The following is a 12,933-nucleotide window of genomic DNA, read 5'->3' as shown; positions in this document are numbered from 1 at the left end:
TGAACGCCTCGTACAGCGGCTCGCCGATCAGCGAGATCGCCTTCTCCTCGAGGTTCGCCGGCTCGCCGGTGATCATCGCGGCCTGCTCGGCGACCCACGCGCGGGCCTCGTCGGGGGAGTACGCGGCACGCTGGAACTGGTTGATCGTGCCGAGGTTGATCGGCAGCGGGAACACCTCGCCGCGGTACGTCGTGTAGACGCGGTGCTGATAGGGCGTGAACGTCGTGAACCGGTTGACGTACTCCCACACCCGCTGGTTGGAGGTGTGGAACAGGTGCGCCCCGTAGCGGTGGACCTCGATGCCGGTCTCGGGATCGATCTCGGAGTAGGCGTTGCCGCCCAGGTGGTCGCGGCGGTCGATGATCTGGACCTTCAGGCCCAGCTCACGCGCACATCGGTCGGCGATCGTCAGGCCGAAGAAGCCCGAGCCGACGATCAGGAGGTCAGCGGTCATGACTCAATGGTGCCGGTACGTCCGCGGGATCCATCGGACGCCACGACTTGTCCCGCCACAGCGCGCGGTTGGCGCGGAAGCCCCGCGCGAGGTCGCCGATCCCCTTGAGGGTGTGCTGGACGACCACGAGGCGGAAGACCTCCTTGGCGAGCGTGAGCGCCGTGCCGAGACCGAAGCCGATGCGGTTGAGCTTGCCGTACTCGCGGAAGTACTTGCCGACGTAGGCCCGGTTGCGGATCACGTGGAAGCGGAACAGGGGGCTGCCGTCGTTGAGGTGCCGGATGCCCAGGTTGACCTGCTTCTGCTCGCGCTTGCGCTTCAGCACGAACGCATCCACGTACGCGACGTCGGTGTGCTGGGCGGCGAGCCACGCGTACGCGGCGTCGTCCCAGGAGATGAAGAAGCGGGGATCGGGCAGCCCGATCAGGCGCACGACGTCCGCGTGGATGAGCATGCCCTCGAACGTGCCGGAGTTGGTGATCGCATAGCCCTCGCGGCCGAACTGCTTTCCGCTGTAGGGCAGTGGCACGCCGAGGAACTCGTTGAACCGGGCCTGCCAGTAGAACGGGGTGCCGTCGAAGTCGTAACGACGACCGTGGATGACCTTGAAGCGCTCCATCCACGGGGCGAACTGCTCGATCGCGTCGGGCAGGATCTCGACGTCGTCGTCCATGAGCCAGACCCAGTCGGCGCCCAGCTCGAGCGCGAGCCGGGTGCCCTCGCTGAATCCTCCGGAGCCACCGGTGTTGGTGTCGAGGCGGTGGTTGACCAGCACGCCCTCGGGGAAGTCCTGCATCGCGGCGGCGATGACGTCCTGCGTGTCGTCGGTGCTGGCGTTGTCGACCACCACGATCCGAAACGGCGCCGTCCGCATGACCGCGGCGCTCGCGAGGAGCTCCTTGAGGAATGTCGATCGGTTGTACGTCACGATCGCGATGGCGATCTTCTCGGCAGCCGAATTCACCCGGCAACACTATCGCGAGGTGCCTGGTGGTCTGCGCTCCCGCTCGGCGCGCTCAGAGCTCGGCGGAGTCCGTCACGGGCATCTCGCTCGTCGGCGTGCCGTCGCGGTACGCGCCTCGCTCGGTCTCCGAGCGGACGATCATCGCGTCGATCGCGGCCTTGAACGACTCGAGGGTGCGGTGCTCGTGAGGGCCGAGCAGGTACGTCGCGAGGCGCTCGCGATCGGGAGCGAGCACGTCGGGAGCGGCGCGGGTGACGACGTCGATGAACTCCCCGATGCCCCGTCCGTCGCGGCCGATCGTGGTGCCCGCACTCGTCGAGGGGTACTCCGCGCGGAACGTCGCGTCGTCGAGATCGGTGTGGTTGAAGACCGCGTACGGCTTCTCGCTGGCGAGGAAGTCGCTGACGACGCTGGAGATGTCGGTGACCATCGCGGTCGCGCGGTTGAACCACTCGTTGATCGAGCCGCCCTTGACCACGCGGTGGTCGATGCCGGTCGCGGCCGCGGCGTCGTCGAGCAGGGCCGCGATGCGGGCGAGGACCGCGCGGTACTTCGCATCGCGCTGGCCGGTGAAGGGATGGGCCTTGAACACGACCCGGATCGGCGGCTCCGCGGCGAGCAGCGCCTCGACGACCCGGACGCCGACCGCAGAGACCGAGGAGTACTCCTGCTCGTGGTTGACGCCCTCCCAGGTCGGTGCGTAGAGGACGGTCGGGACCGCTTCGTCGCCGAGGCGCGGCTCCCGCGTGATCGCGTGCACCTGCGGGCGTCCGACGAACCGGTACTGGTCCTCGTGGATGCCGAGGCCGGAGCGACGGTAGCGGTCGGCGCCGGCCTCGCCCGCGACCCACAGCTCGTCGTACGCCCGGGAGAACGGGTTGTTCGAGGCGCTCTTGTCGCTGTCGCCGTGGCCGATGAACGCGCTCATGAGGGTCGGCAGACGCAGGAGGTGGATGTTGTTGCCCGTGTTGGACGGGTAGAGCGCGATGCGCGAGGAGGAGAAGTCGAGCATCAGGAGCTCACCGGCGTCCCGCAGCCCCAGCACCGGGATCGAGGTCGCGGCGATCTTGGCGAAGAGCGGCTGGTCGCGCACGACGATGAACACCCGCCGGTCGAGCGCCTCGAGGCTCTCCAGCCACGTGTTGATCTGGTACGCCGCGGTCTCGGGGCCGCTGAGGTGCACCACGACCTCGGGACGGTAGTCGTCGAGGAAGTCCTGGATCTGGCGCAGTGGGCCGGTGAACCCGGTCGCGCGCTTGGCCTGGCGCATCCGCCACGACGCGCGGACGTCCGGCCAGGTGAACCAGAACAGGGCCGCGGTGCCGACGGCTCCGAGCGCCAGCACGAGCCACCACGGTGCCTCGAGGGGGGCCGGCGCGAGCACCAGCAGCTGGGCGACCACGACCACGAGCAGGTGCTGCGGGGGAGCCTCGTGGATGCGAGGGGAGCCGGGGATGTTGCGCGTCGTCATGGGCTTCAGCGGGCCGACCCGGCGGTACTCCTCGTGCAGCGCCCGGCCGCACAGGGCGACCGCCAGCGCGATGCTGACCGCGAGCAGTGCGTGCCAGGCCCCCGGGTCGTCGAGGTGGCTGCGTCCGGCGACCAGGCAGACGATCGCGCGCAGCGCGAACCGCATGGGGACGCCCAGGGCGCCCTGGCGCAGCAGCTGGGCCGCGCTCGCCCGGGGACGTTCGAGGAGCAGCTCGCCGAGCACCGAGACTGCGAGCAGGACGAGGGCCACGGTGTCGAGCCCGACGGCGGCGCTGACCACCGCGAGGAACAGGCCGCCGACCGTGGTCGCCAGGCCCGGCAGCTCCTGATTGTGGCCCAGTCGGGAGAACACGGCCTGAGCAGCACGAACGGGCGAGACCATGACGAGGAAATTATCACGCGTGCGCTGGCTCCCTCCTGGGGTAACGTCGTGCCGTGCCCCGCCCTCTGAGGCTGCGGATTCCTGCCTCGATCGCGCATCCGGTCCGCCTGCTGCCCCTGACCTTCTTTGCCCTGATCCTCGTGGGGACGCTCCTGCTGCTCATGCCCTTCGCCCGGTCCGGGACGGAGTCGCCGGGGTTCATGCCGGCGTTCTTCACCTCGACGTCCGCGGTGACGGTGACGGGCCTGGCCACCGTCGACACCTCGACGTACTGGTCCCCGGCGGGGCAGGGCATCATCCTCGGGCTCGTGGAGATCGGCGGACTCGGCATCGTCGCGCTCGCGACCGTGCTGGGGCTGTTCATCGGCGGTCGCCTCGGGCTGCGGACCCGACTCGTGGCGCAGGCCGACATGCACGTCGTCAACATCGGCGAGGTCAAGCCGCTGTTCCGTCGCGTCGCGGTCACGATGCTGTTCTTCCAGACCGTCACCGCCGTGGTGCTGACAGCGCGCTACCGCGCGTCGTACTTCGACGATCTGCCCACGGCGCTCTGGCACGGCGTGTTCGACGCGATCATGGCGTTCAACAACGCAGGCTTCTCGCTCAACCGCGACAGCCTGGTGGGCTACGCGGGCGACGGTCTCATCATCATCCCCATCGCGTTCGCGGTGTTCGTCGGCGCGATCGGCTTCCCGGTGCTCGCCGAGCTGTTCACGGGCTGGCGCACCCCGTCGCGATGGACGATCCACACCCGGCTCACGATCTGGGGCTCGATCGGCCTGCTCATCGTGGGTGCGCTGGCCTTCCTCGCGCTGGAGTGGACCAATCCGGCCACGCTGGGCGGGGAGGGGGTCTGGCACAAGCTCGTGACCGGCATCGAGGGCGGCATCATGCCGCGCTCCGGCGGGCTCAACAGCTTCGACTGGGGTGCGGTGCGCCCCGAGACGCTCAACATGGGCACGATCTTGATGTTCATCGGCGGCGGCAGCGCCAGCACCGCGGGCGGCATCAAGATCACGACCTTCCTGCTCCTCGCGTACGTCATCTGGGCCGAGCTGCGTGGCGACCCCGAGATCACGGTCGGCGCCCGGTCGATCGGGCCGCGCGTCGCGCGTACCGCCATCACGATCGCGCTGCTCGCGGTGATGCTGGTCGTCACGACGACGTTCATCGTGATGGTGATGACCGACTTCGCATTCGACCAGGTCCTGTTCGAGTGCACGTCCGCCTTCGCGACGGTGGGTCTGAGCACCGGGATCACTCCCGATCTGCCGACCGACGCACAATGCGTCATCATCGTGCTCATGTTCGTCGGCCGTGTCGGTACGATCGCGGCGGCGGGCGCACTCGTGCTACGTCGCAGGATGCCGCGGTACCACCTTCCCGAGGAGCAACCGATCATTGGCTAAGGACCGCTCGACCTCACCCACCAGGCCGGTCATCGTGCTGGGCCTGGGCCGCTTCGGCACGGCCGTCGCCCGCTCGCTGGTGCAGCTGGGCCACGACGTGCTGGCCGTCGACGAACGCGCCGACATCGTCCAGAAGTACGCCAGCGACTTCACGCACGTCGTCGCCGCCGACACGACCGACACCGAGGCGCTGCGCCAGATCGGCGCCGAGCAGTTCCAGGTCGCGGTGGTCGGCATCGGCACCGACATCGAGGCAAGCGTGCTGACCGTGCTGGGCCTGCTCGACCTCGGGGTCAAGGAGGTGTGGGCCAAGGCGATCAGCGGCAAGCACGCCGCGATCCTCGAGCGCGTCGGCGCGACCCACGTGATCCGGCCCGAGTCCCAGATGGGCAAGCGCGTCGCGCACATGGTCACCGGCACGATGACCGACTTCATCGAGTTCGAGGGCAACTTCGCGATCGCGCGCACCCGCGCACCGTCCCGGGCGAGCGGCAAGACCCTGCAGGAGGCGGGGCTGCGACGCGACTTCGGCGTGACGATCGTGGCGATCAAGTCCCTCGGCTCGGACTTCATCTACGCCCAGGCGACGACCGTCGTGAGCGAGGGGGACGAGGTCATCGTCTCCGGGCCCACCACCAAGGTCGAGGCCTTCTGCGCCCAGCCCTGACCGCGCCCCCGGCGGGACGGGCGATGAGGGTTTGCGGCACCCCTAGCTGCCCGAAACCCTCATCGTCGGTCCCCGGCGGGACGGGCGATGAGGGTTTGCGGCACCCCCGGCTGCCCGAAACCCTCATCGTCGGTCCCGCGCGGCCTCGGGGACGGGACTACGGCGCGGTCGAGCGCTTGACCTCCTCGGCCAGCTGGCGCCACGGCCCGTCGAGCTCGCGCTCGGTGACGACGGCCTCCATGTCGGCGACGCGGAAGTCGTAGACGAATCCGTCGGGCGCGGGATCGTTCGGCGTGTGGTCCCACGGGCAGGCCTCGACGATCGGGCGCCAGTGCTCGGCCTCCTGCGGGGCGGCGACCTCGACCGTCCACTCGCGTCGGAGCCCGGCGAGCCCGCCGGTACGCACGACGGTGATGACGAACGGCAGCTCGTCCATCGCGGCACCTCCTGGCTGTCAGCCCCTCTGGACAGTGTCCCCGATCTGCACGCCGACGGTCGACCAGGCCCGCACCACGGCGGCGCGCTCGCTCGAGCCCTCGCCGTAGCGGGCCGCTGCGGCGGCAACCGTCGCCGCAGCGAAGTCGGCGAACGTCGCGGTGGGGCTCAGGTCGCCGCAGATCGCGTCGTACCAGATCTGTCCGGCCCGGTCCCAGGCCCGGCCACCCAGCTCGGTGGCCGCGAGGTAGAACGCATGGTTGGGGATGCCGGAGTTGAGGTGCACCCCGCCGTTGTCCTCGGTCGTGTCGATGTAGTCGGCCATCGTGGCCGGTTGGGGATCCTTGCCGAGCACGTCGTCGTCGTACGCGGTGCCCGGCGCCCTCATCGAGCGCAGGGCACTGCCCTGGACCTGGTCGGTGAACAGGCCCTCGCCGATCAGCCAGCTCGCCTCGGCTGCGTCCTGCCCGCGCGCATGCTGCTCCACGAGCGCGCCGAAGACGTCCGAGACGGACTCGTTGAGGGCACCCGACTGACCCGCGTAGACGAGCTCGGCGGTGTACTGGGTGACCCCGTGGGCGAGCTCGTGCCCGATCACCGACAGCGAGGCGGTGAACCGCCCGAACACCTGGCCGTCCCCGTCGCCGAACACCATCTGCTGCCCGTCCCAGAACGCGTTGTCGTAGTCGCGGCCGTAGTGGACCGTCGCCAGCAGTGGCAGCCCGGCGCCGTCGATCGACGCGCGCCCGAACGCCTCGGCGAACAGGGCGTACGTCGCGCCGAGGCCGTCGTACGCCTCGTCGGCCGCGGGATCGCCGGTGGGCCCCTCGCCCTCGCGCCTGACTGCGTCGCCGGGGAGCGTCTCGCTGCCGCGGGCGTCGGCGATCGTGCGCTCGGGGCCGGTCGGGCGTACGGGCGGCGGTGGGACCGTGGGCAGGGCGGCACCCCCGGGTCGGGGCCGCAGATCGTTCGCGAGAGCGCGTCGGGCCGCCTCCGCAGCGTCCCGGAGGTCCTCGCGGTCGAGGCGGGACAGGTGCTGCAGGAGATAGGGCGGGACGATTCCGTGACGCATGCCTTCACGGTAGGCGTGGCCGCCGACACATGCGAAGGCTCGAGGGGTCCTGCTGTGTGCACGACGAAGGGCCCGAGAGTAACGTCCCGTGGGGAGTCGACCGGGGGGTCGTGCTCGATCGGACAAGGGAGGCCTGCATGCTTCGCGCCGCAGAAGGAACGTTCCGGCTCGATGCCGACTTCTTCGACTACACGATCATCGCCCTCTACTTCGTCGTGGTGATCGGCATCGGCGTCCTCGCCCGGCGCCAGGTGTCGTCCAGCCTCGACTTCTTCTTGTCCGGGCGCTCCCTGCCCGCGTGGGTCACGGGTCTCGCGTTCATCTCGGCCAACCTCGGTGCGGTCGAGATCATGGGCATGTCGGCCAACGGCGCCCAGTTCGGCGTCGCCACGTTCCACTACTTCTGGATCGGCGCGGTCCCGGCCATGCTGTTCCTCGGCATCGTGATGATGCCCTTCTACTACGGCTCGGGCGTGCGCAGCGTCCCCGAGTTCATGCGGCGGCGGTTCGGCACGGGGGCGCACCTCGTCAACGCCCTGAGCTTCTCGATCGCCCAGCTCCTGATCGCCGGCATCAACCTGTACCTGCTCGCGACGATCGTCAACCGCCTGCTGGGCTGGCCGCTGTGGGTCTCGCTCATCGTCGCGGCGATCGTGGTGCTCAGCTACATCACGCTCGGCGGCCTGTCGGCGGCGATCTACAACGAGGTGCTGCAGTTCTTCGTGATCGTCGCGGCGCTGACCCCCTTGACGTTCATCGCGCTGCACAAGGTCGGCGGCTGGGAGGGTATCAAGGAGAAGGTGCAGCCCAACGGTGAGCAGCTGTCGTCGTGGCCCGGGACGGACCTCACCGGCATCGCCGATCCGTTCTGGTCGACCGTCGGCATCGTGTTCGGCCTCGGCTTCGTGCTGTCGTTCGGCTACTGGACGACCAACTTCGTCGAGGTGCAGCGGGCCATGGCCTCGGACTCGCTGTCGTCGGCCCGCCGCGCGCCGATCATCGGCGCGTTCCCGAAGATGTTCATCCCGTTCATCGTGATCATCCCGGGCATGGCCGCGGCCATCATCATCCCCGAGATCGCGAACCTCAAGTCCGGCGAGGGCGACACCGGTGGGGCGAAGTACAACGACGCGATCCTGCTCCTGATGCGCGATCTGCTCCCCAACGGCATGCTCGGGGTCGCGATCGCAGGTCTGCTGGCCTCCTTCATGGCCGGCATGGCCGCGAACATCTCGGCCTTCAACACGGTCTTCTCCTACGACCTGTGGCAGCAGTACGTGAAGAAGGACGAGAACGACAGCTACTACACCGGGGTCGGACGCATCGCGACCGTCGCCGCGACGGTCATCGCGATCGGGACGGCGTACTTCGCGTCCAACTACGACAACCTGATGAACTATCTGCAGACGCTGTTCGGCTTCTTCAACGCGCCGCTGTTCGCGACGTTCATCCTCGGCATGTTCTGGAAGCGCATGACGGCGACGGCCGGCTGGACCGGCCTGGTCGCGGGCACGGCCGCTGCGGTGACGGTCGCGTTCCTCAGTCAGGACGCGTTCGGTGGCGCCAGCACCGGCACCCTGGACCTCCGGGGACAGGGCGCGAGCTTCGCGGCCGCGGGTGCGGCGTTCGTCGTCGACATCATCGTCAGCATCATCGTCACCCTCATGACGAAGCCGCGGGTGGAGTCCGAGCTCAAGGGGCTGGTGTACTCCCTGACGCCGAAGGAGTCGCTGGTCGACCCCAACAGCGCGGCGCTCCCGTGGTACCAGTCGCCGACCCGGCTCGCGACGATCGGGCTCGTGCTGGTCATCATCCTCAACCTGCTGTTCCGATAGGAGATCACCATGAGTGACAGTGACAGCACGACCAAGAAGAAGGCCGGCCTCTTCGACATCCGGTTCGTGATCGCGGGTCTGCTCGGCGCCTACGGCGTGATCCTGGTGCTGCTCGGCATCTTCAACGCGACCGACGAGGAGCTTGCGCGGGGCGACGGGCTCAACATCAACCTGTGGGGCGGGCTCGGCATGCTGGTCGTCGCGATCGCCTTCGCGGTCTGGGCGCGCTTGCGCCCCGTCGTCGTCCCCGAGGATCCCGCCACCGACAGTCGCTGACGAGTCACGCACGGTCGCTGAGGAGTCGCGCACGGATCCCGTACGTGACTCCTCGCCTGCCATACGTGACTCGTCGCCGTCCGTGCGTGACTCGTCGGCGGATGGGGGGAGCGGGGGAGAGGCGCGGTGGGACGCAGGCGCACCGGTAACATCTCGTCAGTGAGCACGCCTGAGGAAACGACCACGTCCCACCGCTACACGAGCGAGCTGGCTGGGGACATCGAGCGCCGCTGGCAGGACCGGTGGGACGCCGAGGGGACGTTCGAGGCACCCAATCCCGTCGGGGACCTCGCCGGCGACGTCGCGGGCGAGAAGTACTTCATCATGGACATGTTCCCGTACCCCTCGGGTGCAGGGCTCCACGTCGGGCACCCGCTGGGCTACATCGCGACCGACGTGGTCGGCCGCTACCGCCGCATGCAGGGCGACAACGTGCTGCACGCGCTCGGCTACGACGCATTCGGCCTGCCCGCCGAGATCCACGCGGTGCAGACCGGCGAGCACCCGCGCACCAACACGGTCTCCAACATCGCCAACATGCGCCGTCAGCTGCGCCGGCTCGGGCTGGCCCACGACCCGCGCCGCAGCTTCGCCACGATCGACCCCGACTTCGTGAAGTGGACGCAGTGGATCTTCCTGCAGATCTTCGACGCCTGGTACGACGAGGAGCAGGGCCGCGCCCGCCCGATCAGCGAGCTGGTCGCCGAGTACGAGGCCGGCTCGCGCACCGCGCCCGACGGCGCCCCCTGGTCCGAGCTGGCCCCGCTCGAGCGTCGTCTGCTCATCGACTCCGTGCGCCTCGCGTACGTCGATGAGTCCCCGGTCAACTGGTGCCCGGGCCTCGGCACGGTGCTGGCCAACGAGGAGGTCACCGCGGAGGGCCGCAGCGAGCGCGGCAACTTCCCGGTCTTCACCCGCAACCTGCGCCAGTGGAAGATGCGGATCACCGCGTACTCCGACCGCCTGATCGACGACCTCGAGCGGGTCGACTGGCCCGAGTCGGTCAAGAACATGCAGCGCAACTGGATCGGCCGCTCGCACGGTGCCCGCGTCACGTTCCGGGTCGAGGACGCCGCGACGTCGTTCGACGTCTTCACGACCCGCCCCGACACGCTGTTCGGCGCGACGTACGCGGTCCTGGCCCCCGAGCACGAGCTCGTCGACACCCTGACGACCGAGGCCTGGCCCGAGGGCACCCCGCAGCTGTGGACCAACGGGCGCGCGACGCCCGCGGAGGCCGTGGCCGCGTACCGCGCGACGGCCGCCGCCAAGACCGACCTGGAGCGTCAGGAGAACAAGGAGAAGACCGGCGTCTTCACCGGCTCCTACGCGACCAACCCGGTCAACGGCGAGCAGATCCCGGTGTTCATCGCCGACTACGTGCTGACGGGCTACGGCACCGGCGCGATCATGGCCGTCCCCGGCGGCGACCAGCGCGACTGGGAGTTCGCCGAGGCGTACGACCTGCCGATCATCCGCACCGTCGAGGCGCCCGAGGGCGTCGAGGGCGCCTACCCGGGCGAGGGTCCCGCGGTGAACTCCGCGCACGGCGACCTGGACATCAACGGCCTCGGCATCGAGGACGCCAAGGCCGCGGTGATCACCTGGCTGCAGCAGCACGGCGCAGGCGAGGGCACCACGACGTACCGCCTGCGGGACTGGCTCTTCAGCCGCCAGCGCTACTGGGGCGAGCCGTTCCCGATCGTCTACGACGAGCTCGACCAGCCGATCGCGATCCCCGAGTCGATGCTGCCGGTCGACCTGCCCGACGTGCCCGACTACTCGCCCAAGACGTACGAGCCCGAGGACGCGCTGAGCAACCCCGAGCCGCCGCTGGCCCGCGCCGACGACTGGGTCAACGTGACCCTCGACCTCGGTGACGGCCCGCGCACCTACCGCCGTGAGACCAACACGATGCCCAACTGGGCAGGGTCGTCCTGGTACGAGCTGCGCTACACCGATCCGCACAACCCCGACCGCATCGCCGACCCCGAGAACGAGCGCTACTGGCTCGGCCCGCGCAAGGACGGCGAGACCGGTGGCGTCGACCTGTACGTCGGCGGTGTCGAGCACGCGGTGCTGCACCTGCTCTACGCCCGCTTCTGGCACAAGGTCCTGTTCGACCTCGGCCACGTCTCGAGCGAGGAGCCGTTCCACCGCCTGTTCAACCAGGGCTACATCCAGGCGTACGCGTACACCGACGAGCGCGGGACGTACGTGCCGGCCGACGAGGTCGAGGAGCGCGACGGTGGCTGGTTCCACGGCGACAAGCCGGTCAACCGTGAGTACGGCAAGATGGGCAAGAGCCTGAAGAACATCGTCACCCCCGACGAGATGTACGACGCGTACGGCGCCGACACGTTCCGGGTCTACGAGATGTCGATGGGCCCGCTCGACGTCTCCCGTCCGTGGGAGACGCGCGCAGTGGTCGGCGCGCAGCGGTTCCTGCAGCGCGTGTGGCGGCTGCTGGTCGACGAGGAGAGCGGTGAGCTCAGGGTCGACGACGCCGAGCTCGACCGCGACACCCTGCACGTGCTGCACACCACGATCGACGGTGTCCGCGCCGACATGGAGCACCTGCGGTTCAACACCGCGGTCGCCAAGCTGATCGAGCTGACGAACCACCTGACCAAGGTGGGCGTCAGCAGCCGCGCCGCGGTCGAGCCGCTCGTGCTGATGCTGGCGCCGCTGGCGCCGCACCTCGCAGAGGAGCTGTGGTCGCGCCTCGGCCACACCGAGTCCCTGATCCGCGCACCGTTCCCCGTCGCGGATCCCGCGCACCTCGCCGCGTCCTCGGTCACGTGCGTGATCCAGGTGCTCGGCAAGGTCCGCGGCAAGATCGAGGTCGACCCGGCGATCGGCGACGACGAGCTGACCGAGCTCGCGCTGGCCGAGCCCAACGTGGTGAGGTCGATCGACGGCCGCGACATCCGCAAGGTGATCGTCCGGGCGCCGAAGCTCGTCAGCATCGTCGTGTGACCAGGATCACCGCTAGGCTTCGGCCATGATCGCGATCGTCACGGACTCCACGTCGTCGCTGTCGGGGTCCGACGCAGAACGCGAGCGCATCACGGTCGTGCCCCTGCAGGTCATCATCGGGGCCGAGGTCCACACCGAGGGCGAGGACGTGACGTCGGAGATGATCGCCGACGCGCTGGCCTCGTTCGTGCCGGTCAGCACGTCGCGTCCCACCCCTGACGAGTTCCTCGCGGTCTACGAGCGGCTCGCCTCGGAGGGCGCCGAAGCGATCGTCTCGGTGCACCTGAGCGCGCGGATGTCGGGCACGCTCGACTCCGCGGTGCTGGCCGCGAAGCAGGCGTCGGTGCCCGTGACCTGTGTCGACTCGACGCAGGTCGGCATCGCCACCGGATTCGCGGCTGGGCGTGCCGCCCAGGCGCGGGACGCCGGCGAGGACGTCGTGGGGGTCGCGGACGCCGCGCGCCGGGCGGGCGAGACGTCCACGGCACTGCTCTACGTCGACACGCTGGAGTACCTGCGCCGTGGCGGACGCGTGGGCGCTGCGGCCGCGCTGATCGGCTCGGCGCTCGCGGTCAAGCCGATCCTCACGATCAGCGACGGCCTGGTCGTCCCGCTGGAGCGGGTCCGCACCCAGGCCAAGGCGCTCGCGCGTCTGGAGGCGCTCGCGGTCGAGTCGGCCCACGCGTGCGCCGACGGCTTCGACATCGGCGTCCAGCACCTGGCCGCGCTGTCCACGGCCACCGCGGTCGCCGAACGGCTGGCGTCCACCCTTGAGCGTGAGTCGATCCCGGTCGACGAGGTCGGCGCCGTGATCGGTGCCCACGTGGGGCCCGGCATGATCGCGGTGACGATCACCCCGCGCTGAGCGGTCGGGGCCGTCGACGCACGTTCTCCACCGTCGTCGGGCGCCGCGCGCGTCGTCCACAGGGGCGTGATCGCGCCGATGACGTACGCGCCCGGTCGTGCCTA

11 protein-coding genes are annotated in these 12,933 nt (G+C 69.6%); 6 read left to right on the top strand and 5 right to left on the bottom strand.

The genetic code is table 11. The features are described from left to right. From GEV27_RS12920 to GEV27_RS12910, 3 genes are all read right to left on the bottom strand, one after another. Positions 1–454, bottom strand: a 454-nt coding sequence (locus GEV27_RS12920) for an NAD(P)-binding protein (protein WP_153934580.1), incomplete at its 3' end; no start/stop codon positions are given. Further along, positions 444–1,418: a glycosyltransferase gene (locus tag GEV27_RS12915; RefSeq protein WP_309222232.1), complete on the bottom strand. Its 975-nt coding sequence runs from the start codon at positions 1,416–1,418 to the stop codon at positions 444–446. The genes GEV27_RS12915 and GEV27_RS12920, both read right to left, overlap by 11 nt. A gap of 52 nt (positions 1,419–1,470) precedes the next feature. Next, positions 1,471–3,291 carry a CDP-glycerol glycerophosphotransferase family protein gene (locus GEV27_RS12910; RefSeq protein ID WP_153934578.1) on the bottom strand — a complete coding sequence of 607 codons (1,821 nt, stop codon included), beginning with the start codon at positions 3,289–3,291 and terminating at the stop codon, positions 1,471–1,473. A 53-nt stretch (positions 3,292–3,344) separates the two neighbouring features. Between GEV27_RS12910 and GEV27_RS12905 the strand changes: the two genes are divergently transcribed. Together GEV27_RS12905 and GEV27_RS12900 are read left to right on the top strand one after the other, a co-directional pair. Next, complete coding sequence (locus tag GEV27_RS12905; protein WP_309222231.1) at positions 3,345–4,700, top strand: potassium transporter TrkG; 1,356 nt, start codon at positions 3,345–3,347, stop codon at positions 4,698–4,700. After that, positions 4,693–5,367: a TrkA family potassium uptake protein gene (locus GEV27_RS12900; RefSeq protein ID WP_153911628.1), complete on the top strand. Its 675-nt coding sequence runs from the start codon at positions 4,693–4,695 to the stop codon at positions 5,365–5,367. The genes GEV27_RS12905 and GEV27_RS12900 overlap by 8 nt, the downstream gene beginning before the upstream one ends. A 157-nt stretch (positions 5,368–5,524) precedes the next feature. On the opposite strand, the gene GEV27_RS12895 is transcribed toward GEV27_RS12900, so the two are convergent. Then, positions 5,525–5,803, bottom strand: coding sequence for a protealysin inhibitor emfourin (locus GEV27_RS12895; protein ID WP_153652136.1), 279 nt, complete (start codon positions 5,801–5,803; stop codon positions 5,525–5,527). 18 nt (positions 5,804–5,821) lie between these two features. Continuing rightward, positions 5,822–6,874 (bottom strand): M4 family metallopeptidase, encoded by a 1,053-nt coding sequence (locus GEV27_RS12890; RefSeq protein WP_153934576.1) that lies wholly within the window; start codon positions 6,872–6,874, stop codon positions 5,822–5,824. A gap of 137 nt (positions 6,875–7,011) precedes the next feature. On the opposite strand from GEV27_RS12890, the gene GEV27_RS12885 reads away from it, so the two are divergent. The 4 genes from GEV27_RS12885 (at position 7,012) to GEV27_RS12870 (ending at position 12,829) form a co-directional block, all read left to right on the top strand. After that, positions 7,012–8,709, top strand: coding sequence for a sodium:solute symporter family protein (locus tag GEV27_RS12885; RefSeq protein ID WP_153652138.1), 1,698 nt, complete (start codon positions 7,012–7,014; stop codon positions 8,707–8,709). A gap of 9 nt (positions 8,710–8,718) precedes the next feature. Beyond that, the gene (locus GEV27_RS12880) at positions 8,719–8,985 is read left to right on the top strand and encodes a hypothetical protein (protein ID WP_153934574.1); all 267 of its coding nucleotides are present in this window, start codon (positions 8,719–8,721) and stop codon (positions 8,983–8,985) included. A gap of 159 nt (positions 8,986–9,144) precedes the next feature. Next, entirely contained in the window at positions 9,145–11,964 is a 2,820-nt protein-coding gene (gene leuS / locus GEV27_RS12875; RefSeq protein ID WP_309222230.1) for a leucine--tRNA ligase, read from the top strand. A 25-nt stretch (positions 11,965–11,989) separates the two neighbouring features. Then, complete coding sequence (locus GEV27_RS12870; protein WP_153652141.1) at positions 11,990–12,829, top strand: DegV family protein; 840 nt, start codon at positions 11,990–11,992, stop codon at positions 12,827–12,829. Positions 12,830–12,933 lie beyond the last annotated feature (104 nt).

Origin of the sequence: Aeromicrobium sp. S22 (genome assembly GCF_009661045.1) — a bacterium.
In the GTDB taxonomy this organism is placed as follows: domain Bacteria; phylum Actinomycetota; class Actinomycetes; order Propionibacteriales; family Nocardioidaceae; genus Aeromicrobium; species Aeromicrobium yanjiei.
Note: the sequence above shows the minus strand (reverse complement) of the source record. Positions and strands in the feature narration are given on the sequence as shown.